Source organism: Candidatus Methanoperedens sp. (assembly GCA_012026795.1).
Classification (GTDB): domain Archaea; phylum Halobacteriota; class Methanosarcinia; order Methanosarcinales; family Methanoperedenaceae; genus Methanoperedens.
Genome location: VEPM01000010.1, coordinates 85,417 through 112,343, shown reverse-complemented (window position 1 = coordinate 112,343; position 26,927 = coordinate 85,417). Strand labels below are relative to the sequence as shown.

33 protein-coding genes are annotated in these 26,927 nt (G+C 39.3%); 19 read left to right on the top strand and 14 right to left on the bottom strand.

Annotation, left to right across the window (positions count from 1 at the left end):
- Window positions 1-1,026: a TIGR01210 family radical SAM protein gene (locus tag FIB07_05675; protein ID NJD52342.1), complete on the top strand. Its 1,026-nt coding sequence runs from the start codon at window positions 1-3 to the stop codon at window positions 1,024-1,026.
- Window positions 1,027-1,428: 402 nt separating this feature from the next.
- Here FIB07_05675 and FIB07_05670 read toward each other — a convergent pair whose 3' ends face one another.
- The 5 genes from FIB07_05670 to FIB07_05650 all read right to left on the bottom strand — a co-directional run bounded on the left by FIB07_05670 (window position 1,429) and on the right by FIB07_05650 (window position 4,424).
- Window positions 1,429-2,190 carry a DUF305 domain-containing protein gene (locus FIB07_05670; GenBank protein NJD52341.1) on the bottom strand — a complete coding sequence of 254 codons (762 nt, stop codon included), beginning with the start codon at window positions 2,188-2,190 and terminating at the stop codon, window positions 1,429-1,431.
- Window positions 2,191-2,346: 156 nt separating this feature from the next.
- Window positions 2,347-2,883, bottom strand: a complete 537-nt coding sequence (locus FIB07_05665; protein ID NJD52340.1) for a YkgJ family cysteine cluster protein — start codon at window positions 2,881-2,883, stop codon at window positions 2,347-2,349.
- Window positions 2,873-3,403 carry an orotate phosphoribosyltransferase gene (locus FIB07_05660; protein ID NJD52339.1) on the bottom strand — a complete coding sequence of 177 codons (531 nt, stop codon included), beginning with the start codon at window positions 3,401-3,403 and terminating at the stop codon, window positions 2,873-2,875. Before FIB07_05660 ends, FIB07_05665 begins: the two co-directional genes overlap by 11 nt.
- Window positions 3,403-3,954 (bottom strand): CDP-2,3-bis-(O-geranylgeranyl)-sn-glycerol synthase, encoded by a 552-nt coding sequence (locus FIB07_05655; protein NJD52338.1) that lies wholly within the window; start codon window positions 3,952-3,954, stop codon window positions 3,403-3,405. Before FIB07_05655 ends, FIB07_05660 begins: the two co-directional genes overlap by 1 nt.
- A 5-nt stretch (window positions 3,955-3,959) precedes the next feature.
- A complete protein-coding gene (locus tag FIB07_05650; protein NJD52337.1) occupies window positions 3,960-4,424 on the bottom strand; it encodes a cytidine deaminase in 465 nt (154 codons plus the stop codon).
- Between the two features lie 53 nt (window positions 4,425-4,477).
- Here FIB07_05650 and queC point away from each other — a divergent pair, with 53 nt between their 5' ends.
- Window positions 4,478-5,170, top strand: a complete 693-nt coding sequence (queC, locus tag FIB07_05645) for a 7-cyano-7-deazaguanine synthase QueC (GenBank protein NJD52336.1) — start codon at window positions 4,478-4,480, stop codon at window positions 5,168-5,170.
- 144 nt (window positions 5,171-5,314) lie between these two features.
- On the top strand, window positions 5,315-6,490 hold the full coding sequence (locus tag FIB07_05640) for an IS200/IS605 family element transposase accessory protein TnpB (protein ID NJD52335.1): 1,176 nt from the start codon (window positions 5,315-5,317) through the stop codon (window positions 6,488-6,490).
- 11 nt (window positions 6,491-6,501) lie between these two features.
- Here FIB07_05640 and FIB07_05635 read toward each other — a convergent pair whose 3' ends face one another.
- On the bottom strand, window positions 6,502-6,930 hold the full coding sequence (locus FIB07_05635; GenBank protein ID NJD52334.1) for a hypothetical protein: 429 nt from the start codon (window positions 6,928-6,930) through the stop codon (window positions 6,502-6,504).
- Between the two features lie 188 nt (window positions 6,931-7,118).
- Here FIB07_05635 and FIB07_05630 point away from each other — a divergent pair, with 188 nt between their 5' ends.
- From FIB07_05630 to FIB07_05610, 5 genes are read left to right on the top strand one after another with little or no spacing between them, the layout of a single operon-like run.
- Window positions 7,119-8,687, top strand: a complete 1,569-nt coding sequence (locus tag FIB07_05630; protein NJD52333.1) for a hypothetical protein — start codon at window positions 7,119-7,121, stop codon at window positions 8,685-8,687.
- Window positions 8,688-8,696: 9 nt separating this feature from the next.
- Window positions 8,697-9,059 carry a response regulator gene (locus FIB07_05625; protein NJD52332.1) on the top strand — a complete coding sequence of 121 codons (363 nt, stop codon included), beginning with the start codon at window positions 8,697-8,699 and terminating at the stop codon, window positions 9,057-9,059.
- 33 nt (window positions 9,060-9,092) lie between these two features.
- Entirely contained in the window at window positions 9,093-9,938 is an 846-nt protein-coding gene (locus FIB07_05620) for a response regulator (protein NJD52331.1), read from the top strand.
- Between the two features lie 53 nt (window positions 9,939-9,991).
- A complete protein-coding gene (locus FIB07_05615; protein NJD52330.1) occupies window positions 9,992-10,705 on the top strand; it encodes a hypothetical protein in 714 nt (237 codons plus the stop codon).
- Between the two features lie 44 nt (window positions 10,706-10,749).
- Window positions 10,750-11,439 (top strand): recombinase RecA, encoded by a 690-nt coding sequence (locus tag FIB07_05610; protein NJD52329.1) that lies wholly within the window; start codon window positions 10,750-10,752, stop codon window positions 11,437-11,439.
- Window positions 11,440-11,480: 41 nt separating this feature from the next.
- On the opposite strand, the gene FIB07_05605 is transcribed toward FIB07_05610, so the two are convergent.
- Window positions 11,481-12,527, bottom strand: a complete 1,047-nt coding sequence (locus FIB07_05605; protein ID NJD52328.1) for a hypothetical protein — start codon at window positions 12,525-12,527, stop codon at window positions 11,481-11,483.
- 1 nt (window position 12,528) lies between these two features.
- Window positions 12,529-13,794: a Single-stranded DNA binding protein gene (locus tag FIB07_05600; protein ID NJD52327.1), complete on the bottom strand. Its 1,266-nt coding sequence runs from the start codon at window positions 13,792-13,794 to the stop codon at window positions 12,529-12,531.
- Window positions 13,795-13,922: 128 nt separating this feature from the next.
- Here FIB07_05600 and FIB07_05595 point away from each other — a divergent pair, with 128 nt between their 5' ends.
- The 4 genes from FIB07_05595 to FIB07_05580 all read left to right on the top strand — a co-directional run bounded on the left by FIB07_05595 (window position 13,923) and on the right by FIB07_05580 (window position 17,045).
- On the top strand, window positions 13,923-14,219 hold the full coding sequence (locus FIB07_05595) for a hypothetical protein (protein NJD52326.1): 297 nt from the start codon (window positions 13,923-13,925) through the stop codon (window positions 14,217-14,219).
- Between the two features lie 141 nt (window positions 14,220-14,360).
- Window positions 14,361-14,714 carry a hypothetical protein gene (locus FIB07_05590; protein ID NJD52325.1) on the top strand — a complete coding sequence of 118 codons (354 nt, stop codon included), beginning with the start codon at window positions 14,361-14,363 and terminating at the stop codon, window positions 14,712-14,714.
- Window positions 14,715-14,882: 168 nt separating this feature from the next.
- Window positions 14,883-15,200 carry a hypothetical protein gene (locus FIB07_05585; protein ID NJD52324.1) on the top strand — a complete coding sequence of 106 codons (318 nt, stop codon included), beginning with the start codon at window positions 14,883-14,885 and terminating at the stop codon, window positions 15,198-15,200.
- 12 nt (window positions 15,201-15,212) lie between these two features.
- A complete protein-coding gene (locus FIB07_05580) occupies window positions 15,213-17,045 on the top strand; it encodes a TIGR03663 family protein (protein ID NJD52323.1) in 1,833 nt (610 codons plus the stop codon).
- Window positions 17,046-17,077: 32 nt separating this feature from the next.
- Here FIB07_05580 and FIB07_05575 read toward each other — a convergent pair whose 3' ends face one another.
- The 4 genes from FIB07_05575 to FIB07_05560 are packed head-to-tail and all read right to left on the bottom strand — an operon-like array spanning window position 17,078 to window position 20,763.
- Entirely contained in the window at window positions 17,078-17,500 is a 423-nt protein-coding gene (locus FIB07_05575) for a formylmethanofuran dehydrogenase (GenBank protein NJD52322.1), read from the bottom strand.
- A gap of 11 nt (window positions 17,501-17,511) precedes the next feature.
- On the bottom strand, window positions 17,512-18,723 hold the full coding sequence (locus FIB07_05570; protein NJD52321.1) for a formylmethanofuran dehydrogenase subunit B: 1,212 nt from the start codon (window positions 18,721-18,723) through the stop codon (window positions 17,512-17,514).
- A gap of 18 nt (window positions 18,724-18,741) precedes the next feature.
- Window positions 18,742-19,200: a 4Fe-4S dicluster domain-containing protein gene (locus tag FIB07_05565; protein NJD52320.1), complete on the bottom strand. Its 459-nt coding sequence runs from the start codon at window positions 19,198-19,200 to the stop codon at window positions 18,742-18,744.
- Window positions 19,201-19,245: 45 nt separating this feature from the next.
- Window positions 19,246-20,763 (bottom strand): AMP phosphorylase, encoded by a 1,518-nt coding sequence (locus FIB07_05560; GenBank protein NJD52319.1) that lies wholly within the window; start codon window positions 20,761-20,763, stop codon window positions 19,246-19,248.
- A gap of 207 nt (window positions 20,764-20,970) precedes the next feature.
- On the opposite strand from FIB07_05560, the gene FIB07_05555 reads away from it, so the two are divergent.
- Window positions 20,971-21,708 carry a hypothetical protein gene (locus FIB07_05555; GenBank protein ID NJD52318.1) on the top strand — a complete coding sequence of 246 codons (738 nt, stop codon included), beginning with the start codon at window positions 20,971-20,973 and terminating at the stop codon, window positions 21,706-21,708.
- Between the two features lie 131 nt (window positions 21,709-21,839).
- On the top strand, window positions 21,840-22,754 hold the full coding sequence (locus FIB07_05550) for an ArsR family transcriptional regulator (protein ID NJD52317.1): 915 nt from the start codon (window positions 21,840-21,842) through the stop codon (window positions 22,752-22,754).
- Between the two features lie 9 nt (window positions 22,755-22,763).
- Here the strand turns inward: FIB07_05550 and FIB07_05545 are convergent, their stop codons facing one another.
- Window positions 22,764-22,970 (bottom strand): hypothetical protein, encoded by a 207-nt coding sequence (locus FIB07_05545; GenBank protein NJD52316.1) that lies wholly within the window; start codon window positions 22,968-22,970, stop codon window positions 22,764-22,766.
- A 330-nt stretch (window positions 22,971-23,300) separates the two neighbouring features.
- On the opposite strand from FIB07_05545, the gene FIB07_05540 reads away from it, so the two are divergent.
- Complete coding sequence (locus FIB07_05540) at window positions 23,301-24,398, top strand: GNAT family N-acetyltransferase (GenBank protein NJD52315.1); 1,098 nt, start codon at window positions 23,301-23,303, stop codon at window positions 24,396-24,398.
- 30 nt (window positions 24,399-24,428) lie between these two features.
- Here FIB07_05540 and aroD read toward each other — a convergent pair whose 3' ends face one another.
- Complete coding sequence (gene aroD / locus FIB07_05535) at window positions 24,429-25,091, bottom strand: type I 3-dehydroquinate dehydratase (GenBank protein ID NJD52314.1); 663 nt, start codon at window positions 25,089-25,091, stop codon at window positions 24,429-24,431.
- Window positions 25,092-25,196: 105 nt separating this feature from the next.
- On the opposite strand from aroD, the gene FIB07_05530 reads away from it, so the two are divergent.
- Genes FIB07_05530 through FIB07_05515 form a run of 4 tightly spaced genes read left to right on the top strand, consistent with a single transcriptional unit; the run spans window position 25,197 to window position 26,924 of the window.
- On the top strand, window positions 25,197-25,457 hold the full coding sequence (locus tag FIB07_05530) for a hypothetical protein (GenBank protein NJD52313.1): 261 nt from the start codon (window positions 25,197-25,199) through the stop codon (window positions 25,455-25,457).
- A gap of 46 nt (window positions 25,458-25,503) precedes the next feature.
- Complete coding sequence (locus FIB07_05525; protein ID NJD52312.1) at window positions 25,504-26,205, top strand: PspA/IM30 family protein; 702 nt, start codon at window positions 25,504-25,506, stop codon at window positions 26,203-26,205.
- A complete protein-coding gene (locus tag FIB07_05520; GenBank protein NJD52311.1) occupies window positions 26,202-26,480 on the top strand; it encodes a hypothetical protein in 279 nt (92 codons plus the stop codon). Before FIB07_05525 ends, FIB07_05520 begins: the two co-directional genes overlap by 4 nt.
- Window positions 26,481-26,483: 3 nt before the next feature.
- Window positions 26,484-26,924: a small multi-drug export protein gene (locus tag FIB07_05515; GenBank protein ID NJD52310.1), complete on the top strand. Its 441-nt coding sequence runs from the start codon at window positions 26,484-26,486 to the stop codon at window positions 26,922-26,924.
- Window positions 26,925-26,927 lie beyond the last annotated feature (3 nt).

Genomic DNA, 26,927 nt, shown 5'->3' with positions numbered 1-26,927 from the left:
ATGTCACTCACAACAGTTATACGAAATATCCGCGCAAAGCAAAAGATCAAATTCACTCCCCCTGACAGGCCTACCGCTGTCTGGACAGGGAAAGACCTGCTTGATGGAAAGCCTGTAACCGCGTTAACCATTATTTTCCAGACCTCAGGCTGCCGCTGGAACAACTGCACCATGTGCGGGTATGTTTATGATAGCGCGCGCTCACCCCCATCGCATGATGACCTGATGAAGCAATTCGATTATGCAATGTCGTGCTGCAAGGATGAAGAATTCATTGTAAAAATATTCACATCAGGCAGTTTTCTTGATGATAGCGAGATCGGATCTTCAACGCGTATCGAGATGCTGTCACGGTTAAGAGAAAATGACCGGGTAAAAAAAGTGATCGCAGAGACAAGACCGGAATACGTAACTGACGAGAAGCTGGCAGAAGCAAGAGAGGCTCTTGGCAAGAGGTTTGAAGTGGCAATGGGTCTTGAAACCAGTAATGACATGATCAGAAAGGACTGCATCAATAAAGGTTTTTCATTTTCTGATTTTACAGGGGCAAGCGAAGTTGCAGGAAGGAATGATGTGACCGTAAAAGCGTACCTTATGCAAAAACCGCCATTTCTTTCAGAAGGGATCGCCATGAATGACATGATTAATTCCATTAATGATGCCGCGCCCTTTGTCAGGACAATATCCATGAACCTGTGCAATGTCCAGAAGGGAACACTTGTGGATGAGATGTTCGAGCGCGGTGATTACAGGCCGCCGTGGTTATGGAGCGCTGTTGAAGCGCTTAAGGTCGGAAAGGAATCATCCCCGGGAACGGTTATAATGTCAGACCCGGTGGGCGCAGGTTCAATGCGCGGCCCCCATAATTGCGGTAAATGCGATAATGATGTGGCAGAGGCCATCCGTATTTTCTCGCTGACCCAGGATACTGCTGTTTTTAAGAATCTTGATTGTGACTGCAAAGAGTTATGGAAAAAAGTAGTTGAGCTTGAGGATTTCACATTCGGGGCGCCGCTTGTGAAATAGACAGGATTATTTTTCATACGTCATCGATTTCCAGCATGAGGAAAGGGTAAGCCGCCACCTCAGAACTGAACACCCTGTCTGGCATAGCAGAGAGTTCTGCGCCACAGCAAGGTGAAGTGAGTCCAGCGGGGTCTAAGACTCTACAAGCTATACTTTGCGATAAAACCCGAAAAGGCAAATTCAAGCTTGGGCGGAAGACCTCACGTAAGAAATTCGTATAGAAGATGAAAGATATGAATCTATTGTTGAAGAGTCTCCGAAATCGTATTGAACTGAAAGTCTTCAATCATATCGATCACATCGTTCCTCTGGTGCCCATCTCATTATCTTTGGATTCATGGTTAATCGATTCATCATTGAATCCGCGTTCATATTGCAAACATCTTTATTATTTCATTTAACTTACCTCCATAATTCATCACTCATCATCCCATCACCCATCATTCCACCATCCATCATCCCATCACTCATCATGTCTCCCATTCCCGTTGGGTTCTCTGGAACTTCAGTTCCATACCACTCTTTGTACCAGGAGCGCATGTCATCGATTTCTTTGGCCTGTGCAGTTTTTATGTCTGCCGCAATTTTCTTTATCTCTTCACGCTCTGCCTTTTGCAGCGCAATATCAGCCATCATGATTGCCATTTGATGGTGGTGGATCATTTGTTCGATGAACTCTTTATCAAAATTATCGGTATTATTGAGGCGTTCAATGCTTGTATCCCCGCTCATCATGCCCATTCCCGTTGGATATTCCGGGACTTCGGTTCCATACCACTCTTTGTACCAGGAACGCATGTCATCGATTTCTTTGGCCTGTGCAGTTTTTATATCCGTCGCAAGTTTCTTTATCTCTTCATGCTCTGCCTTTTGCAGCGCAATATCAGCCTCCGTGATCGCCATCTTATGATGAGGAATCATCTGCTCGATGAAGTTGCGATCTATGTCTCCCATCATTCTGCCACCCATCATTGTATTACTGTAACCGGACATTATATCCTTCGGATAGTCCGCTTCCATATTTGTCATCATTTCGGAAGAACACTTATGATTTTGCATATCTCCTGTATTTCCGTCGCTTATATTTCCGGCCATTACAGAGGTCATACCAGATACCAGTAATATCCCGGTTATAATAGCCACAGTTAATATTTTATTTCTCATATTTCACCCCTTAAAGTATATTCTCACCAAAAATACCACGATCATTATACTCTCCCCACAATCGCCGTAATTTTGATATATCGTTATTACTTTTAGGATTATCTTTTTCTAATACAAAATGATTTTGGTTTAAATTTTGAAAATATTTCACCAAATTTATTCTATTTTTAAATTTTCTTTTTCCTCCCGGTCATAATAAAAAATTTCATTTTTCACCCCCTCAAAAACATTAAACACGATCGGGCAGATTGAACAATTTACAATTATATTTATCAATCTTGAAGTGAACTCATTCTTATGCAAATGAGGATAAGCCACACAATCCTTGGGACGATAGGCATAGCATGAACATGAATTATTTTTGAGGAAAGGGCATGGTATCTTATTAAAAGTGTAATCGTTTGATCCTTTATTTTTTACAAGATACCTGCTTTTGAATTCAGCAACAGGAATCCCTGAACTTTTTGAGAATTTATCTATATCTTCATTATCCAGGATTGGTACCATTTCTACGCAGCAATTGGCGCACTTTTGACAATCTATTTCTGAAACGATATCACGATATAATTTATGGACAACCGAATCTATTTTTTCATCCGATATATTGCACATTTTCAAAAATGACCGGAATTTCCAATTCTCCTCTTCTTTTTGTCTTGATATCTTCTTTATCTTATTGATGTCAGTTTCCATGCAACAACTCGCCTATCCTCACAAGCGGTATTAACTCAACGCCTTCATCCGCCAGTGCCTCCACCGCTCCCTCCTCGCGATCAACAACAACAATAACATGCCGGACCACCAGGCCCTCACCTTTTAAGAGTTTGATCGCTTTCAAAACAGAGCCGCCTGTCGTTGCAACATCTTCAACCATGATTACTGTGCTGTTTTTGATAAAATCCCCTACAATCTGCCTTTTTGTCCCATATTCCTTGGCTTCTTTCCTGATAATTATAAGGGGCAGGTCGGTTTCAAGCGATACCGCAACGGCTATCGGGACGCCGCCAAGCGCCACACATCCGATATAATCCGCTTTAATTGAATGGTGCTTCATCTTTCCTGAAATCTCAGCAGCGACCTGTTTCAAAATATGAGGAGATGCGCTTGCTTTTTTAATATCGATATAATATTTGCTCTTCTTTCCTGAGGCAAGGGTAAAATCCCCGAATTTAATTGCCCCGCATTCTTTAAGTGATTCTTTAAGTGAAGTCATTACCAGGGCTCCTTTTTTAATCTGGCATAATATCCGATAATATTAGTCAGCCGATGTAAAAGCGGTGTGAAAAGAACAACAGTGACCATTATCCATGGCGCTGCAAGGAAATTATCTGAAAACCACACCGGGTCAAAGAGATATGTTAATATCCAGGCGCCTGCCACAAAATCAAGCTGGTCAACAAGAGGAAATTCTGCACCGCGTTCATACCCAAGCCTCCTTTTAAAAAAACTTTTTGCCATATCGCCAAGAAGAGCGCCAAAAGACAGCGTGAATATCGATATGAAAGTGAATGTACCGAGATATTGCAGTGGCGTGAACTGCATCTGGATAAAACCTGCGATAACGCCGCATGCAGTACCCCCCACAAGACCGTGAAAGGTCTTGCCATCGCCAAATATTCTTCTGCCGTCTTTCCAGTTCTTCCCCAGGTCAATGGGTGTCCCACCCCCGAAAACAACAGCAGTCGGGTTCGCCATGTAAGCCGGAAGCATCAGCCATGACGCTTTCAGGATCAATCCGAAAATAGTTACAAAAATTTCAAACATTAACCTCACTGCTCATGGATTGGAGGTGTAAATTGCTCAACCTTAACACCTGCTTTATCAAAAAAAACCAGGGATTCTTTATCAGGATATACCGTCCCATACACGATTTTTTCAATTCTTGAATTGATCAGCATCTTTGCACACAGGATGCATGGCTGGTGAGTGCAATAAACAGTAGCGTTCTCAATACTCACACCATGAAGCGCAGCCTGGATAATGGCATTTTGTTCCGCATGGACGGCGCGGCACAGTTCATGACGCGTCCCCGACGCAATATTGTTTTGCTGTCTGATACATCCTATATCAAGACAGTGTTCAAGATTCCTTGGTGCGCCATTATAACCTGTGGAAAGTATCCTCTTATCTTTCACTATTACCGCCCCTACCTGGTTCCTGAGGCATGTGGAGCGTTTTGCAACAATCGTTGCTATTTCCATGAAATATTCATCCAGTGTGGGTCGCATCGGCAATTAATAACCACCAAACGATAAATATTTACTGCTTAAAGAATCAATTGTTCAATATGAAACCCATAGTTTTACTTTCATCTGGTCTTGATTCCACAGTCGCCTTCAAAGAAGCATATGATATAAGTGATGAAATCCTGTGCGTAACTTTTGATTATGGCCAGAAAGCACGAGGAAAAGAGATCTCATTTGCAAAGACGATTTGTGAGCGATATAAAGCAGGACACGTTGTCATAGAACTTCCATGGTACAGGACCTTCCGGGGTGCTCTGACCGGAGGAAGTGCTCTGCCGGAAATATCAGAGAATGAACTCGATGATAAGGAAATTACGAAAAAATCAGCGGAAAATGTCTGGGTACCGGCGCGTAATGTTGTTTTTCTTTCAATAGGAGCAGCACTTGCCGAAAACTTTAAATATGACACAATTGTCACGGGTTTTGATGTCGAAGAAGCTGCAACGTTCCCGGATAATACGATCGAATTCGTTAAGCGTTTCAATGAAATGTTAAAATTCGGAACCCTCACAAAAACTTCGGTCTATGCCCCCCTGATCTCCATGAATAAATCCGATATCGTGAAGCGCGGTCTTGAAATCGGGGCGCCTCTTGAATGGTCATGGTCATGTTACGATGGATCGGAAAAACCCTGTGGAACGTGCGAATCCTGTCTGAGGAGAAAACGCGCTTTTGAAATATCCGGCACAAAAGATCCTTTACTTGAAAGATTAGAAACTCGGGTCAAGGGGTAGAGAAAACCCGTTCCTGTAGGACGGGGATGAATCTGACCCCTGCAATTGTAATATCTATCCCGAAAAAGTAGTTGTCGATTCTGCATTTTAGGGATATACAAAACATAAATAGCATCAAAACAATATAAGGCTTGTAGATTTTGCATGAAAAAAACATATCAATTCAGGATATATCCAACTAAGAATCAAGAGGTAATCCTAAATAGAACACTTTCCACATGCAGACACCTCTATAATGATTCTCTTTCTGAACGAAAAAGAGAATCGGAACTTAATGAATTAAAGCGGTCTTTTGATGTAACTCCCTGGGGAAAACCAGAATGGATGAACTATTACGACCAGGCTAATAGCCTGTCAGGGTCAAAGACAGATTTCCAGAAAGAAGTATTCTCTCAAGTACTCCAGAACGTCCTGAAAAGAGTTGATAGAAGCTTTAAGAATTTCTTTAACGGCTTTGGCTATCCTCGATTCCAGGGAAGGAACAGGTATAATAGTTTCACATATCCACAATCAGGTTTTTCACTCAAAAAGGAAAAACTCAACTTATCGAAAATCGGAGCTATCAAGATAATATTACATCGAGAAATCGAAGGAAAAATCAAGACCTGTACGATCAAGAAGGATATTGACCACTGGTATGTTACTTTTTCCTGTGAAATCGAAATACCCGTAATATCTGTTGAGATCAAGACCAAAACAGGAATTGATGTTGGCTTAAATTCCTTAATAACAATGAGCAATGGGACACAGATAGAACCACCTGAATTTCTAAGGGCATCTGAAAAAAGACTATCAAGGGAACAGATACATCTATCAAAAAAGAAACTTCGTTCAAAGAACCGGGATAATCAGAGAATCGTTGTAGCAAAAGTACATCGAAGAATCAGGAATCAGAGGAAAGATTTCAATCAAAAATTAAGTACGAATCTTGTTAAGAAATATGATCATATTGTATTTGAGGATTTACAAGTACAAAACATGGTACAGAACCATCATCTTGCCAAATCCATATTAGATGCAGGATGGTCACAGTTAATTAATTTAACAAAGTCCAAAGCAGAATACGCTGGGAAAATAGTTGAATTTGTTAATCCGAGAAATACGAGTCAGAGTTGTAGCAATTGTGGTAAATCAGTCTCAAAAGACCTGAAAGTTCGGGTGCATAGTTGTCCTTTTTGTGGCCTTATTCTGGATAGAGATCATAATGCTGCAATCAATATTAAAAATAGATCAATCAGTACCGTAGGAACTACGGGATTTCAAGCCTGCCTGAGCAATCTCAATAGAGAAGCAATGAAGCAGGAAGCTCCCTTGCTTTAGCAGGGAGTATTTCACTCGAGTTCAAACTTGATAGTACACTCTCCCACTGTTCCGGGTTTATCAACACCTTTAGTAATAACGTTCCTTCCGATTTTCTTAACAGCCGCGTATTTTGCTGCCTGGACTATGGGACATGCTGTTGCTATGCCTTCCTTCCTGAGTATTTCATTACCATGGCAAATTGCACATCCTTTGATATCAAGAGTATAATTATTCTCGTCGCAGTTGACCTTTACATATTTTGCGAATTCCAGGTCATTCTTGAGATAATCCTCAAAACTCTTTGCAAATTCGCCCTGGTTTTTTATATCTCCTGCTTTATCAGCCCAGTTATCGGCAAATATTGAACCCACTTTTGCATTTACTTTCCTGGCATCCTCGCCCAGTGCTTTTATTACAGTGCTGTGATATTGTTTAAAGAAATTCAGGCTTGCTGTCATGTTACCTCCGATTTGATGTCATGTTTTGACAAAACTATACATAACCGTAATCCGATATAAAGATTATGGTGTTTTCAGGATCAAAATTCTATGATCAAAAGTGTGACACCTTTTTCACACCTTTAGTTAATATATTGTTCATTCAAAGTGTTGTTTAAAATATCAGGCTTACTTGAATACATTTGATCATGCGATTTGATAGGAATAATCCAGGAATTAACATAAGAGGGGCTTTGAAACACCTCCTGAAGTTAATATTGATAATAGTAATGATTTTATTCATCGGCTATCTGATTGGAAATAGCCAGTATATTCATGGGATGCTCGGTCCTTTTGATCTTTTAATAGAATTCTTTTTTGTTTTTGTCTCCTTATCCATTTTTGCTATGACGTGGTTTGCATACAGCCAGAACCAGAATGATCATACGCTATTCATGGGAGCCACTTTTTTAATAATAGGGATTTTTGAACTATTCCATATACTTTCTTATCCTTTCATGCCTGATTTTTTTACCCCGAACTCAGTTCAAAAAGCAAGGATTTTCAGTGATGTTGTTCAGGTAATTATCGCACCATTATTCCTGATAAGTGCATACCTGTTTAAGGATAGCCTGAGATTGCTCAACAAAAGTATTCTTCTTATTTCAGCAATTATCCTGTCAGTACTGCCATTTATAACAATGTATTATCTGAGGTTCCTGCTGAATGAATATCCGAAAATATATTCAGGGGGCGGACCATCTGAATTAAGAGTATCATTGGTACTGTTAAGCATATTAATAACATTATATGCAAGTTACCTGTATGCAAAAAGACTCCAACTAAATAAAGACCAGGATATTATTAATCTCATTTATGGATTTAATATCATAGTATTTAGCTACCTTATCCTGAATACATTAGAATTTCCAGGGCTCTTATTAAAAGGTGCAGGTTTCTATTTTGCATATCTTGCCCTTCATCAATCGTATATAGAGTTACCATATAAAAAATTAATGATAGCTGAAGAATCATTAAAAGTATCAAAGGAAGAAGCTGAGCGTGCAAACCAGATAAAATCCGAATTCCTGTCAACGATGAGCCACGAACTTCGCACACCTTTGAATTCTATAATTGGTTTTTCCGACCTGTTGAAACAAAAAATGATGGGAGATCTAAACGAGAAACAGGAACATTATATAGATAATATAATCAAGAGCAGTAAACATCTTCTTGATCTGATCAACGATATTCTTGACCTGAGCAAGATAGAAGCTGGAAAGATAGATTTGAACGTTGAGAAGATTTATTTATCCCCGATGATAAATGATACTATGGAACTTATAAAAGCTACAGCCGCAAAACATAATATTGCCCTGAAGAAAGAATTTGATCCTCAGGTCGAGTTCATTGAAGGTGATAAACAGAATTTTAAACAAATACTTTTCAATCTGCTGAGCAATGCAGTCAAATTCAGCCAGAAAGATGGCGGGATTATAACCATAACCACAAGAAAAGATAGTGAAATGGTGCAAATTTCAGTATCAGATACTGGTATTGGAATCAAGAAAGAGGATCTGGACAAGCTCTTCAATAAGTTCCAGCAGGTCGATTCCGGCACTTCCAGGAAATATGGTGGTACAGGTCTTGGTCTTGCTATTTCAAAGCATCTGGTGGAACTACACGGGGGCAGGATATGGGCCGAGAGTAAATACGGGAAAGGGAGTACTTTCATTTTTCAATTACCGCTGACTGTAAAAAAGAAGGTTGGGAATTAAATGGCGCAAATGAAAATACTCATTGTAGAAGATAATCCCCTGAATATGGAACTTGTCATTGAGATTCTCAAATCATCAGGATTTCTCGTATCCGGGGCAATTAATGCGGAAGAAGCGATAAAAATGATTGAAAATGAACACTATGATTTGATCCTGATGGATATAGAACTTCCGGGGATGGATGGCATATCTGCCATAAAGATCATAAAAAGTAAGCCCGGATATGATGCTGTACCAAATATCGCTTTGACTGCTTTTGCTATGAAAGGAGACCGGGAAAAATTCCTGGCAGCAGGTTTTGATGATTATATAGCAAAACCAATCGATGTACCGGGTTTCATAAAACAAGTGCAGAAATATAAACAATCCTGATATGAAATTATAAGTGATTTTTTGAGGTATTAAATGGTAAATCAAGATAATAAGGCAAAAATCCTTGTGGTTGATGATGAACCCGTAAATGTCGAGCTTATTTTTGGTTATCTTGAAAATTATTACGATTTAATACCGGCATACAGCGGAAAAGAAGCGCTTGAAAAAGTGATATGTGATAAACCTGATATTATTCTCCTGGATATTAAGATGCCCCAGGTCAATGGATATGAAGTATGTGAAAAAATAAAACAACAGGATTCCACAAGGTTCATTCCTGTAGTAATGGTCACAGCATTGTCTGAAGTAGAAGATAAGATCAAAGCTATAGAAACCGGGGCTGATGACTTTCTTTCTAAACCGGTTAACGTGCTTGAACTCCGTACCCGCGTAAAATCACTTCTGAAGATAAAGAATTATCATGACGAACTTCTCAAGGCCAAAGAACAAATTGAGGCTCAAAATGATTTCAAAACTATTATGACTGACATTCTTCCTCTTATCCTTCGGAGTATTCCCCCTGGAAAAATGACTGAAGTAATGACCCTTATGAGTGAACAGGTAGAAGATATAATCTGGACAAAATATATTCATGACATTCCAAAAGAAAGCGCACAAACAGCAAACATCACGTGCAGTATTTTGAACAAAATGGGTGGGAACTTTTCAGTAAAAGAAGCAAGTGAAAAAGGATATGTTATAATAAATAGTAAATGTCCATGGGGGGAAAACGGGTTAAATCCGGTACTTTGCATGATGACAAAAGCAATATTTGCCCGGGTCGGCATTCATATATATAAAGATATAAATATAGATATTAAAAAAACCATAGCAGGAGGGGATGATTGTTGTCTGATAGAATTATTTATGAAAGCCTGACCCGCAATTAAGGGATTGAATTTATTAACAATTAAACATAATATAAATATAACATGATCATGGAACGAATACATACTGGAATTACAGGGCTTGATGAAATGATAGGGGGTGGATATCCAAAGGGCCGTACTATGTTAATTCTCGGGATGACAGGATCGGGCAAAACCATACTGGGCTTGAGTTTTATTCATAAGGCCTGTACAGAGGGACGAAAATCCCTTATAATCGCCAGCGAAGAATTACCAGGAGATATCATTGCCCAGTCAGAATCGGTTGGTATGGACCTTGGGAAATTCAATAAAAATGGTTTACTGGCAATAAATAAAGTCTATGAAGAGCGGACAATGTATGCCAAGGAATTATTAGCTTATGAAATAACGGATACCGATAAACTGCAATCCAATCTTATCGGGTTGCTGGACAGAATACCCAAGGATGTAGAGAGTGTTTTGATTGACAATATAGGTGTTTTTACACTTAACATGTCTGCAAACGAATTCAGGGCACAGATTGACTCATTAGTTGCAGGATTAATGAAAAGGAATATTACAGCCTTACTGATAATGGACCAGTCAGCAGATAACCGCACAGAGAGCATTGCTTCATATTCTGTTTACGGGGTTCTGCGGACTTCTATCAAGGATAATCCCTTTACAGGAGCAAGAGAACGCCTGTTCGAAGTCCTGAAGATACGTAATACCAAAATTTCCTTGGCTCCCATCAGATTTGAAATTACTTCCAAAGGTATAGAATTTTTACAGAAATAAACCGGTAAAATCAATGGTAAATAAATTATGGCAACAAATAAATTATGACAACTAAATTATTACCTACAGGGCTTCCAACTCTTGATAAAGAACTGGACGGTGGCTTACTTGCGGGTTCTTTAGTATACCTTATGGCGGATTCTATGACTATGGGAGAGATTTTCTTATACCAGTTCATCCAGCAAAGACCAAGCTTTTATGTAAATACTGAGCGTAAACCTGAATATATATTAAATGATTTAAAACAATTCGGGTTTGATATAGATGGCATAAAATTCATAGATATACATGAGAAATATTACGAAAATATAAGCAAATTGCTGGACAGTGGAGAACTCAGGGATTACAGGATTATGGATTTTTTTATTAAACAGCTTGAAATTATCGAAGCTAAGGAAATAAATCTTATTGTTGATACCATAACATTTTTCCAGCATCTTGAAATAAAAAGGAACAAAACCAGGGAAATTATAGATAAACTTTATGATACTGTGAAACGAACAAAAGGGCTCGGGTTCCTTTATGGGATCAAAGATGAAAAACGTTCTTTTATTGAAAATGAAGTAATAAATATCTGCGATGCGGTATTTGATATTTCACTTATAAAAAAAGCAGATAAAACAACTACTGAACTGACAATACCAAAAGCAAGAAACCGCCCGATACATGGAAATGTGCTTAAGTTCAAGATAGAGGGCGGGATCATAATGGATACCTCAAGAGAAATAGCATAAAGAAAAAGGGATATTAATCTACCAGGAATACTGGCGCTGTATCAGACTTTCCTCAGCACCCCGATCTTTGGCTCGTAGCATCTTCCTTCCTCCATAAGCTCTTTTAAGGATAGTTCCACACTTTGGGCATTTATCCCTGCTTTCCCGGCGGTTTCAATGACTGTTAAAAAGGACGTGCCCTTCCCGGTATCAAGTTTATCAATTATGGCAGCAAGTAACTCTTTTGGCTCCAACTCAGGTGGTTCTTCTTTGGTATCGGGTCCGGAAGGATTCTGTATCTCCTCAACAATTTCATTATTTTCTCCAACACTTATTTCCTCAACAATCGGTTCATTTTCAAAAGATGATTCATGGGTTTTGAATTCTGTTTTTTTCACGGGAATATCATGTTCTTTTGTTTTTTCCGGTTTTTGGGGCTGATTTATAATCCCGCTATCAGATACAGATGTAATTGTATCAATTGCATGAATAAGCATTTTTTTAAGTTCCGGTATGGTTTTATCCAGATTTTTATAATGCTTGATTGCAAGTATCACGCCATTGAGAAGTGCGATGTTCGTCACTTTCTTAGAAAGGAATTCCTGCAATTCATTTCCCGATAATCCCGGTTTTAAGGCATCTTCGATAATGTTGATGCGTTCCAGTGTTCTTTCTGCTGTTTCCAGGACCCACCTGTCCCTTTGCTTTTCATCAGAAGCATTTATTTCTTCAGGCCGTACTGATAAATAAACGGTGCCATCTTCCGGTTCATATTTTCTTGCTTTGCCTACAAGTGCAACATAAGCAGGAACATGCAAGTCAGATAAAAATATGGCAGCATCTGGCTGGTACTGGCTGGCATATACAGTAAATACCCCTGTAGGATCGGCTATGCGCGCGCGCCAGAGATTATTATCCTTGCCGATATTTTCAACCTCGGTAACTACCCCGACAATAAAGAGCCTGTTGCATTTAACACCCGTTGGCGTAATTATATAATTCGGAGCCCGTTCATCGCCTTCACTGACATACAGGTTTGACATGTTGAACTCATGTGCGAAAATGCGCCACGCAATTTCCCTGTCCATTATTTTTTCTGTTTTTTCCATTTTAACCCGTGACCCTTCCGATGAGCTTTTGTGCTTGTTCCTGTATCGTTTGTGCAGGTTCCCAGGCATCGCTTGCTACAAGTGTGATCCCGAATTCACCTTTAGACATATTTCCTCTTGCAGCGAATCTTCTCCCCAGAAGTTTCCTTTTAATATCATCTTCCACTGCTTTCTGGGACATATTTGTCTTTGCGATCTTTTGAGCTTCTTCAATATTAAGTCCGAATATCTTCTGGGTAAGCCTGGAATCAAGAACCAGCGTGAGTGCGCCAGTTCCATCATCAATTATGGCTTTGATACGCATATCAATCTTCTCATGGACTTTTTCGTGTACTCTGCACATGCCTCTCTGGATCACACGCGAACATTCGGGGCATCTGGCTATTAATCCCGAACCAGGTCTGATGGAAAGTATATTCCCTTCAACTACGACATCATAAGCCCCGTCTTTCATAATCAAATCCCCGATTTTTAATCTGTCTTTTTCTATGTATTCAATCTTATTTTCAAGCTTTGTTACAATGGTTGATTCGTTGATGTTCAGGGTAGGAACACCCCGGAATGACCTTACATAAGCGTTTTTTACATCAATTGAATTGCCCGCTTCAAGTTCCGGAGACAATATCCAGGCTGTGACCGGGAGTTTTGTATCCTCATCTGCCGCAATTGCGCCAAGTATCTTTTTCGGGCCATCCTTTGTATTGATTTCATGCATATCAATATCGAGGATAGTGAATTGTGTATGAACATTTATATCCCCATCTCTTAAATCTGCAAGTTTTTTAAGTTCGCAGTCCTCCATAACATGGATTTTGGTGGTAAGCTTTGTGACTTTCGATCTGGGACCAAAATTTACTTCAGGCCGTTCCTGCCAGTTCCTGACATAAGCCTGCGTGACTGAAATCACATCACCCGGGTTAAGATTAAAATCAGACCAGGCTGTGAAACTCCTTGATGAGGTCTCATCGCAGATCACTCCTGAAAAAAGGATTTTTTCGACATTTTTAATATTAACGGTTTTCCTGGTTACTTCAACGACCTGTCCGGTTATTTCGATATTATGTTCTCCTATCCGGATATCTTTTAGTTTTCTGCCAGTGCTTTTTTCAGATCCGCCATATTTTTTTATCAGGCTTCGTTTTGCTTCATTCAATGGTACCCTGTATTCAAGCAGTTTTTTTAAATCCGCAATTATATTGCTGTCTTCTATTTTGTTATCAAGCGCCTTTTTTATTTCTTCAACATGAGGCGCAAATTCGATCTGCATAATGCCTCCTTCCAAGCAATAGGATACGAGTAATAGGATAATATAAGATAAAAAACCATCGCAGAACAATTAAATGATTAGAATAATTTATCACCGTTTATTACCATTCAGGTATTTGAGGATGAATTATGGAATCAGTATATTTTTATGAAGAGGATGTCAGTAAAGATGTTTCAAAAATATTGGAGGATGATTTTTTTAAGCGCCTGGGGTATACGGTAAGGGAATGCAGCCTCCTGGGTTCCCCGCGCAAAGGATATTTCCTGTATATAAAGGCAAATTCAGAAGATATCGACCGTGCAGAAAAGAAATTTGAGGGGACCGGACTTAAAAAACTTATTGGAGAAGAGCTGAAAACAGTCACATCAGCTTTCATAGCTGAGGAAGATAATGCTGCCACTGGTATGGGAATGATTTTCGGTTAGCGGAATGGAAATGATTTTCTTTTAAGGTTAGGGTCAAGGTTAAGATTAATATCCGCTAACTTGTTGGGTAATATAGAATTCTCACCATTAAGATATATTTATATATAAAGATAACATGAAATGTATAATCGGAGGTACAATATGAGGCTGAGTAAACAAAGTTTAGTTCTGGCGACGATAATTCCATTATTATTCGGAATAATAATCATCTGGAATTTCATGAGCGCAATTAATACATTGGTAACGATGGTCCCTGATGGATCAACCGCAAAAATATATGATCAACTTATTTATATAGGTATTTTTGCATTCCTTGCAATTGCAGTGTACTGGAGCGTAATGGTTTACCTGATATATCTGTTGCAGGAAAACCTGTCAACCCTTGATTCGAATCTCGATAAGGCTGCAGATATCGGAGCAAGGCACCTTTCGGACTCAAAGAACCTGTTGAACCAGGTTATAAATATCCTGAAAAGATATGAAACAAGCCAGTAATATGCGCAAAGCATATTACTGATTTATTTTCTTTTTTTCTCATTTTTTAGCAGATAGTTTTCCGATAATCCGGGCACTCCAGAAAGTTTATCTGTGATGGAGTATAGACAATCATCACGATTAAACAGTTGAAAATAATACGGTAAAATATATGTTAAGTGGTATATAATGGTAGATACAAGATTCTTAGAGCTTGCGAATGCAACACTGGGACTGTCAATTCTTTTGATTACGATTGTCCTGTTAAGAGATTTCAGGAGGCAGTTGCAAAATAAAGATAATAAATTCAGGATACCTCTTATATTGCTGTCCACAGGTATAATGGTCTTCTCGGTCAGGGAATTTATCAAATACGGATTGACGGAAGGACGCGAAACTGTTTTTGATGAATTACTTGAAACCCTGTACCTGTTGTTAACTCTTGGAGCTTTTTTTCACCTTTTGAGGATAAAAGAATTGCCGTCGGGCAAGATCATACCTAAATAAAATTCTTAATCAATGCCATTCTATAAGTTAATGAATAAAAGACATCTTGTATCGTATCTTTTTTTTCTCATAATAATTCTTGCGTTTTTCCTGAGGATATACCATCTTGATGAGAGGGTTCCCCACCAGGATGAAGCCGCCGTAGGCTATATAACATACAAATTATTCAATGACAGTTCCTATTCATATGATCCGGCGTTCCATGGTCCATTCATGTACTATGTTACATCAGAAACGTACCGGCGCCTTGGGGACACTGTTTATGCATCCAGGTTGCTTCCCGCAATTTTGGGCGCATCGATGATTTTATTGCTGATACCTTTGCGAAAATACCTTGGGAATTCAGGCATGCTTTTTGCCGGTTTCTTTTTCGCTCTTTCACCTTCATTCCTGTATTACTCCAGATTCTACAGGGAAGACATATTCATATCGTTTTTCACCATGCTGGCGCTTGTATGCGCCGTAAAATATGCAGAAGCAATTGATAAAGGCAGGCATTCAATTTCGTTTTCTAACCTTCATTTTATAGCAGGGTATCCTATTGAAAGGATTTTTTATCTTGCTCTTGGGGGGATATCACTTTCCTTTATGGCTGCCCTGAAAGAGAACGCATACATAACGATGGCTTTGATAACCCTGTTCATGTTCCTGTTTTTCATAAGGGAACGGTATTTAAGAAGTCTGATAGATAAAATGATAAAACCTGATACGAAATTTATTACTCTGATCGCAGAAGGGATATTTCTTATTCTTGTAATCCTCGTGGTTTTTTCATTGTTCTATACAGGTAATATCCTTGATATCGCAGGCATGAAAATAGCAGTTGAAAAAGCGATATCCCACTGGTATGAGATGCACAGGATACAACGTCTGGGGGGACCTTACTTTTTCTATCTGGGCATTATTGCACTATATGAATTACCCGTACTTGTGTTTGGTATTATGAGTATGTTTCATCATGGATTCGGCGGCAGGAAAAAAGGTAAGCTGCTGATAATATTGCTTCTTTATTGGATGGCTGTGGGCGTAATGTATCTCATATCAAAGAATTATTCATTTGCAGACAGATTCTTACCGGCGTCATATCTCCAGCCATCAATTATCATACTTCTCCCACTTCTTCTATTGGGGATTATTGGTGTCCTGTATATTCGAAATCTTTTTTTTGCTTTTTTAACCTATTGGGTATTGACCAACTTTTTTGTATATTCATATGTCCAGGAAAAAGTCCAGTGGCTTGTGTTGAACCCGCTTTTGCCTCTTATAATAATCTGTTCCGCATATCTTGGAGAAGTTCTGCCAGGATTGAAAATAAGGTCAAGGGTCGGGGCTTTAACAATTATTTTCCTTATGGTAAGCAGCCTGTTTTTTGTCAATTCAAGTATTCAATTGAATTTTATAAATTATGCTAATACAACCGAACCGATAGTACAGGCATCGCAGGCGCCGCAGAATTTTTCTGAATTCGTTACGAAAATGTTCGAGATATCTTCGCAGTACAGCAACGAATCCACCAGGGTGCAGGTTACAGATGAAACCCTGGAGACCCAGTTGCTATGGTACACACGTCATTACCCTAATGTAGAATGGAAGGTGAGTAAAGATGCCAGATTCGATGCACCTCTTATCATGACACGCAATTCTGATGGGAATGAGACTGAAGCTGACATCATGCAGTTCAATCTCGGCAGCGATTACATTCGGCTTAACAGCACGAGGATGTCCTGGTATCGGTTCAGACCATCTGATCTTACACCTGAATTCATCCTTTTCAGGAAGATGAACAGACCGCCTGATAATGAGCACAGGTTCGCCCTTTTCTATAAGCCCATTATCAAATATTGATAAAAGAATTTGCCATCCTGTAATATTGAAATTTAAACAGGTTTCTTAATAAACGCCTTCATTAGTTTTTCAAGTGTTGTAATTTCTTCTTTTGAAAGAGATATCCTGGCATCGATATTTTTGAACTCCGGGATACCTTTTCCCCCGGTCTCACCTGATACAAGCGCGTTTGACCATGGGCTGTTAACCATGAAAGCCAATCCGCCAGGCTCATCCCTTTTAGACTCCTTTGTTTCCACCACAATGCTTGCAAAATTATTGGATATTTTCACCCTGTCTCCGGGCTTTATACCCATTTTTTGCATATTGGTCTTACTCATAGTTATTGCAGCGGAAAGCTTTCTGTATTCTTCCCCGAACCTGTCGCTCTCAAGCGCTTCGGCATGGAAGATATCTCGATATGTGATGATCTTGATATCATATTCCGGGCTTTTAAGGAATTTCCCAAAATCCATACCCTTATCCATTAAACCGCCTCCGCCAACCGTTTCATGATTTCTTCATCAGTCAAATATCCACTTTCGATGATTTTTGATAATCTTATTACTTTTCCATCCATCCTTACTGCTGTCCCTGCAGATTCCAGTCCTGATACAGCGCAAGGGATAGTCACAGTTGCGATTTTTGATGTCATGGTTACGCATGGGTCAATACAAATCACCGGTATCGATGCAAGGCGTGAAAGTACAGGGCCGGGAAGACTTGAAACCGGATCAGAACCCGCAACAACGATTGCATCCACTGTTTTTTCATTGAGTGACTCCATAATTGAATATTTAATATCATGAACTGCTTTTCCATCAAACTTTACTTTATTAACAAACCCTGTTTCTTTAAACAGGTTTTCATTAAAGCCACGCATATTATAATGGCCAACCATAGGCATTATATTAAAATTCGGCAGCTTTTGTGCCAGAGTTGTCAATATGTCAAAATCATCTTTTATTGAATATGTAAGTCCGATACCCACAAAAATCGCCCCGAATTCGGCTTTTTTCAAAATACCTGCAAGTTCAAGCATTTTTTTCGTGTCATAAGCCGGTACTTTTCCGGATAGGGCATCAATCAATGCCAGGATAAATTCCCTGTCTCCTTTTGGGGGTATCCTGTAAAAATGTCCTTTGCAGATCTTTGCCGTATTTGATTCCCTTACATCTATGGCTATTGCCATCCTGTCTTCCTCATACCCGCGCTGTCGTAATTCTCCCCGCGGGAAATATGAGAACCTCGAAAGATGGCGCGGCTGCGAGTCCTGCGCATCAGAGCCCCAGTAAACAAGTACATCGGCTTTGTTCCTTATATCATCAAGAGAACATGTCCTGAACTTTTGCGAAAGGACACTTTCGATAAGCATTCCCTGGCAAAATGAAGAGGTATCATCCAGAATCCCATTTATTTTTTTGGCAAATTGAATTCCTTTTACCTGGGCTTCACATGTTGAGTTATCCAATCCAAAAAGCACAGGCGCTTTTGAATTACGGATGATTTGCGCTGCTTTCTTTATGGAACTTTCGATGTCAGCAGGTTTTTGATCTATGGAAGGAACAAGCCTGTTTGAACAACCTTTCATTCTTGCTGCGCCGCGCCTGCATGCATTCTTTATCTCTTTTATCCTGTTATTCTCAACAATCACTTCAATGTCATCACATAACAGCGCGCATCCTGTGCATGTAATCATATAAGCCTCCTGTACAAACTATACAAACTCTATTGCGCCTGTTGGGCACGGGTCTATGCACGCATAACACAAAACCTTATTTTTCCCAAAGCGTCGGCATTCTTTGATATTTGAAGCCAGTACTTTTCCATCAACTACCTTGAAGATAACCTTATCATTTGTAGGAGCACAGCCCATACCAGCGCCATGCGGATCATTTGCTACGTCTACGGGGCATGCCACAACACAATTCCCACAACCTGTGCATAATTCAGGATGCACAATCAGTCCTGTTTCTTCAGCTCCGGCGGCTGGTAAAAGAAGTGATTCAAGTTTCTCTTTTTGCTTTTTAAAATTCACTTCAAGAAGAGGTGTACATTCTGCTACATTCCTTTTTCTTCCTAACATTGCAACCGCAAACGCCATACAGGTGGATTCTCCGCATTTCTTGCAGTTGGTTCTGGGTAAGAGCTGGTATAGCTCCATAACTGTAACCATGAGTGGTGAATTGATTTTAATAAGGGATATAATTTATGGGTCTATTTAGAATACCTTGTAGGTCTGTACCCTTTCAAGAAGCATGCCTTCAACTATTATCGGATAATCCTTTTCCGCGCTTTTTAATGCATTTGCCAATTTCCAGCTCTTATCTGAAAAAATCGTTATCAGTGGTTCACCTTTCTTGACCATTTCACCTTTTTTCCTGTGTATCCAGACGCCTGCCCCGTTATCAGCCGGAGCCCCTGCGATCCTTGCCAGTTCCACAATGCGCTTGTTATTGAACTCAATGACATAGCCATCGGCCGGGGATGTAAGTTCTCCCCTGTGCTCCCCGGGTTTAATATCAGTATGAACAATATTCGGATTTCCGCCCTGGACTTCAATGATCTGTTTGAGTTTTTCAAACGCTTTCCCCGAACGTAGCGTTTCCAGGGCCATATCCTTTCCCCGGCCTTTTGTCGCCACGCCCCCCATTTCAAGAAGAATGCCAGCTAACCCTGTGCTCTTTTCAATAAGGCTGTTCGGGCCCTGCATAGTTTCCAATACTTTCAACGCTTCTCTTACTTCAAGTGCCGGACCAACGGTTCTTCCAACCGGTGATGCACCGTATGTCATGGCACATTCCACGCTCATTCCCAGGCGCTCCCCGAGGTCGATCAAATCCCGTGCAAGTTTTTTCCCTTCTTCCATCGAGTGAATTTTTGTTCCGCTGCCAACAGGGATATCGATAACAACACAATCCGCGCCGACTGCACCTTTTTTAGCCATTATTGAAGCAAGAAGCTGGGAATGCGGGTCTATTGAGAGGGGATACTCGGCGCGTATGAGCTTATCATCAGCCGGAGCTATATTTGTAGCTCCTCCCCATACAATCACGCCTCCAACTTTTTCAGTCATGGTCTTTATCTCATCTGCTGTGAATTCAACAGGTGCAAGTATTTCCATCAGGTCAGCCGTTCCTGCGGCACCTGTTATCGCCCGTGAGCTGGTCTTGGGTATGAGAAGACCGTTTGCGGCGATTATCGGAACCACAAGAAGGGATATCTTATTGCCCGGAACTCCTCCTATACTGTGTTTATCCATAATGGGGTGAGTATCGAACTCAATTTTTTCGCCAGTATCGATCATGGCCCTTGTCATCCATTCAATTTCATCCGTGGTCATCCCGTGGATATAGGAACTTGTAACAAATGCAGACATTTCTATCTCTGTAAGATTCTCCCTGACAATGTCCTGGATTATCTGGTGGGTCTCTTCCTGCGTCAATTTCTGATGGTCCATCACTTTCTTTATGAAACCTACTGAATTAGGTCTTGATGCCGGGATAAGATCAATCGTAAGTGGACATACCTGCCCGAGTTTTTCGCAGCATTCCTGGTAAACTCCCACAGTACCTTTCGGGATCATGTCGCCTGTTTCAACTATGGCCGTCAGGTAGCCATGATTTTTTAACTGGACACGGTCACCTCCCCTGACACCGAGTTCTTTTGCATCCTGTGAATTGATAACTACTTTATACTTACCTGCTTTTATCTGAAGTTGTTGAACTTTAAGTTCCATATTATAGTATCCTCATAATTTTATTGTATCGATTTAGTACTTACAATACTTAGCATTATCGATGGTCAATATGATGAATAAAGCTTTATTGAACGTTTTTGGACTTTTACGGATTAAAATGGACTTTAAAATTCTATTTATACTGTAAAAATGCTTATATTAGGACAGGTCAATCTGAATACAAGCAAAAAGACATCGAGGCACAAAATGAATACTCTAAGAATATCGGTGACAGGATTACTCCTGATCGCATTCGCCATGAATATTATTGGTACGGCACAGGATGATAAAATGTCACCGGATGAGCTTGTTGATGATATAGAGGAATATAATGGTTCAATGGGCCCAGATAATGTATTTTATGGTTTGAAACTTGCATTTGAGAGACTGGATGAAAGCTTCACATTTAATGAAACTGAAAAGCTTGATAAAAAAGTGTATCATTCAAAGCTTCGGATATCTGAGGCCAAGACCGAATTGAAAAAGGAGAACAATAAAGGCGCAAACAAGGCTTTTGAAAATTATAAAGAGAAAATAAATGAGACAGAAATATCTATTTCAGGTATCCTGGGAAATGATTCAGGAATTATCAATGCCCAGAAAATGATTGAAAAACACCAGTATGTGCTGGAGAGACTTCTTGAATCACATCCGAATAATACCGGATTAAAGAGTGCCTATAATAATAGTGTTGAACTTGAAGATAAATTTGAGGAAAAGACCCGGAGGAAACTTGAACGTGTTCAAACAAAAGAAGGAAAACACTATATAAAAGAAGGAAATCTGACAAGAGGGTACATCGTTGATGTTCAGGAAATAAAGAGCATTCAGGATAAGAAAGATATAAATCAGGGTGAAATGGAAAAGAAATTTGAAGAAACGTCCGATAATAAACCAGAGGATCATAATGAAAGACAAGAACGAAATGATAAGAGAGAAGACTGAAAGGGTCCCCCAGAGGCAGGATAATAAAGAGGAAAGAAAAGATAGGTTTTTGCCTATCTTTTTCTGGACAGATTAATAGTAAAGATTATTATTACTGGAAAAACAATATCGGTTCAATATCTGGAAATCTTATGTCATTGAAGATCCTGCATATTGCAATTTTTTGTCTAATTTCTGTTTCAATAGTTGGCGCTGCACCTGATAATTACAAAGTGACATATACAATAAATATTAAAGAAAACGGTTCAGCAATATGGGATGTGGAATATCGCACCCTACTTTCTACTAAAGAAGACTTTGATTCCTTTGAGAATTATTCTGCACAAATAAACTCTAAGTACCTTGTGGATTTTAAAGAATTAATGCAAAGATCTGCCCAGGAAGCAGCAGTGGCGACAGCAAGGACTATGGCTGCCAGGGATTTTAACGGTGAAGCGATAATACAGTCCACTCCCACAGGCAAGTATGGTGTGGTTCGTTATACTTTTACCTGGACAAACTTTGCAAAAACAGGCCAAAATATCAATGTAGGAGATGTATTCGTGGGAGGATTGTACCTTTCAAATGATAATACCCTTATAATCCGATATCCACAAGATTATACGGTGGAACAGGTCGTACCAGGGCCGGACCAGAACAGGGATGGAATGATATGGTATGGTCTTCGTTCTTTCAGTGCCGGAGAACCACGGATAATCCTTGCAAAACCACTATTCACATCAACAACGGTGGCTGTATTGGTTATAATTGGACTTTTTATAACTGTCAGCATGTTGTTTGTAAAGCGTAGAAAAGAAGCAGAAGAAAAGACATCAGCGGAAATATCTGAAACTAACATCCATATACCTGAAATTGAAATGCTGGATGTGGAGGACAGGATAATGAAAATGCTTAAAGAAAGCGGGGGAGCACTTTACCAGTCCGAGATAGTAAGACAACTTAATCTTCCGAAATCAACTGTCAGCTCGGTATTGAATAAATTGCATGATAAGAATGTTATCCAGAAGATCAGGAAAGGACGTGAAAACCTGATCCGGATGGTATGACTTTTATAATTATCTATAATTCTTCATATGTATTAATCCGACAATACCAAGTACTGAAAATACTGCAAACATTATTGTTTCAAACCAGCCTTCCCCATACATCCATCCAGATTGATTATGAAGTGCATTGATATCAATTATCCCATCATACCATTTGATTGCACAGAAAAAGATTATAGTTATCCCTATGGTTGATGCCAGTAAGAGTATATACACAATTTGACAAAATATTAATTTATTCATGATTGTTATTAAAAGAGTCTTTTCCCGCCTGATAACACATGTTTGAAATCCCCAACTCCAATTTTAACATTTGAACATACTCAAACATATACTTTTCTATGTGTTTTACTAGCTTCCGGGACTTAAACAAATACTATTTATTTATGTATCAACAAATAAGGATTATATTTAATGGACTAAATGAGTGTGGATGGATATGAATAGAGGAGTGAATGGACATGTAAAAATAGCGATCAGTTTAAAATGTAATTTGTTAAGATATATAATTAAGTTGTTAAGATATATAATTAAGAATGGAAAATTATGTGTGGGTTATCAATGGGCTATTATACTGAAGAATTAAATGATACTAATTCAGGCGACTGGATAAGGTTATGTGAAGAAAGGGAAGACGGAAGTTTTTTCCACACCCTGCAATGGAAACAGATCTTAGAGCAATCGTATGGTTTCAAAATGCATTGTTTTCTTTTATATCGAAATAACGAACCAGTTGCTCTTTGCCCATTCTATGAAGGTACTGTTAGTGGGATTCGAGGTTTGATGTCACTGCCTAACTCAGATTATAATCATATAATAATAACTGATGAAAGCGATCCTTTAATAGCATATCACATATTGGAAAAATGTAAAGAGATTGCCAAAAGAAATAAGTTGTTCTTTATTCTTATCACTACTTTAAGTGAATTAACAAAGGAGCATCTTAGTAAATATAACCCTCTTCCATATCCAATTGGTGGGGATATGACTCTTAATTTAGATGAATTTAGTCCGGACAGGATCTGGAAAGAAAAGTTGTCCAAGACACACAGGAAATATATAAAAAGATTCGATAATGATGGATTTATAATTAAGGAAATAAATTCTATAGAAGATATCAAAAAATTCTATAAGTATTATAAGAAAAATATCGAATTCAAAAAAGCCAACCCTTACTTATTTTCTCATTTTGAAGATTTATTGAATATATACTCAACAGAAGAAATGAAACTTACTCTTTTATTTAAAGATGAAATCGTTGCAGGAGGACAATTAGCTTTTTTATATGATTCCAGAAAGACAATGTATTTAAGATATTTATCGCTTAATAGAGATTTACCAGCCAGATATCACCCAACATTGTATTTATATTGGGATTGTATAAAAAGAGCGTCAGAAATGGGATATAACAAAATATGTTTTGGGAGGACACCTCCTTATCCGAATGATGTTCATTACAAAGTCAAAGATAGATTTGGGTGTCGTTATGAAAATGAATTCTCTCTTATGTTTTCCAGATCATATTTATTTGGGATACCATATAATATTTATTATAATATATACAATTACATGCAAAAGTATATTTATAATAACTATACTGATGAAGAGAAGGACATCAATAATAAAAACATCAAAATACCTTAACTTTTTATTTCATAATATGACTTAAAGCGGTCAGAGAAGTTGCAGCATGTTCTTCAGTTCGTCCACCCTTAACTGTCCCGGAGCCACTGGAATATCAACATATCCGTATGTCATCACAGAACCGTATAGAGGCGCCATGATACGGGAATGCTTTCCGATTTCACCCATTGCGATTGTGCATACCTGCCCGGATGAATGCAACGTAACATCAAGCAAACGCAATACATCATCGAGTGAGTGAGGCATCACTGCAATCTTGGCAATGTCTGCGCCCGCTTCGAATGATTCCCGGATAAAACCTGCCATGACCTCATTGTCCGGTGTATCCTGGAAATCATGAGTGGAAATTATAACTTTTTTTCCGGCTCGTTTTGCTTCATTGATTACTAAATCCTTTTTTTCTGCACATAGTTCGATATCAACGATATCTGCATATTGAATTAAAGATATTAATTCATGGATGCGCTCTTCTTCACTTCCTTGCCATGCTCCGCCTTCTTTTTTCATTCGATTGGTGATAATAACCGGAAGTCCGAGCTTCTTAAGTTCTATAAGTATTTTGAACGGATCTTCGTTGATCAGGTCTATGCGTAATTCCAGTATGTCAGCGCCAAGATATTTTGCTTTGATCGATGTATTTACCGGATCTTTAGCGATTGGGGCTACGACTGATCTATTAGAGGGGAAAGCCATAGTAGATATAATATCTTTGATATGTGATAAGGATTATGAAACCTTGAAAGGATTATCGGGGAAAATGAAAATATTTATATAGTTTGAAGGAATAAAACAAATCCGATGAAGAGGGTATCTGGAAAAATCATAAGAGCCGCTACAAGTCTTCTTCTTCCTGTAAAAAAGACCCGTGCCGGAGAATGTAAACGGTGTGGAGAATGCTGTAAGTTTGTGTTTAAATGTCCGTTCCTGAAATTTGAAAATCATGGATCTAATAAATCCATGTGTACTATCCACAGTTTAAGACCCCCGCAATGCAGGAAATATCCAAGGGCTAAATGGGAAAAAGCTCATGAACCATGTGGATATCATTTTATTGAATAAAAAGGTATTTAGGGCAAAAAATTAATTAAAAAGAGGAGGTAAAATTATGGGGCTAATAGATAGAACAAGTACAATGATAAAAGCAAAGATCAACAAGATATTAGGAAAATTCGAAGATCCGAGAGAAACTCTTGATTATTCTTATGAAAAGCAGGTTGAACTCTTACAGAACGTTAAGCGCGGTGTGGCTGAGGTAACAACCTCAAAGAAGAGGCTTGAACTCCAGAAGGTAAAACTGGAAGAGAATGTCAAAAAACTGGATGACCAGGCGCGTGAAGCTGTAATAGCAGGGCGCGAAGACCTTGCCAGGATAGCGCTTGAAAGAAAGAGTACATCACAGGCAGAAATTGCAAGTCTGAATTCCCAGATAGCGGATATCAAGAACCAGCAGGATAAACTAATTGCAACAGAAAAGCGGCTATCTGCAAAGATAGAATCATTCCGCTCCACAAAGGAAACAATAAAAGCCCAGTATAGCGCGGCTGAAGCACAGGTCAAGATAACCGAATCCGTGAGCGGTATCAGTGAAGAAATGAGCGACGTAGGGATGGCAGTCCAGCGCGCGAAAGACAAGACTGAGAATATGAAAGCGCGCGCCTCTGCTCTTGATGAACTTGTGGAAGCAGGAACACTTGAAGATGTGACCGGCGGCACACAGGATGATATTGACCGCGAGCTTTCAAAGATAAAATCAAAAGGTGAGGTTGACACGCAGCTTGAAGCGCTTAAGAAGGAGATGGGAAAATGATCGTAAGATTAATGGGAGAGGGCCAGTACGAACTTGATAAAAAGTATCTGGATGAGGTCAATAAGATCGATAATAACATTGTGAATATCGTCAAAAAAGGAGACGAGAAAGTATTCAAGACCGAATTCAAGAAACTTTCAGATTATGTCCGCACATATGGGAAAAAGATACCGGATGATGTAATCAAACCAAGCGATTGCATTGTACCGCCGTCTGACCTGACGCTTGATGAAGCAAAGAGGATCTTTGCAGGGGATGGACTTTTTCCGGATTGATAAATGGAATTATTAATCAAACTGCTTACCGTATTGGGATTGGGAGCAGTTGAGCTCTGGGTAGCTGTACCTGCGGGTTTTGCACTGGATCTGCCTCCGTCCGTGACAGCTATTACGGCAGCCTCCGGCGCTGTGCTTGGCCTGCTTGTTATTTTGACCCTTGGAGAACGAATAAGGAACAGGTTGTTAAAACGAGTGAGCAGTGACAATAAGCGAAATAAGTATATTAGCCGGATATGGGATCGTTATGGTGCAGCAGGTTTTGGCTTATTGTCTCCGCTGCTTATCGGGGCTCCCATTGGAACGGCGCTTGGCATTGCACTGGGCGTTCCTGCTAATCGCCTTTTTTTCTGGATGAGCCTTGGGATCATCATTTGCGCCGTCGGGTTAACAATCGTTGTTGAATTTGGTTTGATGGGTATTGGGTTTTTGGCTAATCCTTGAAAA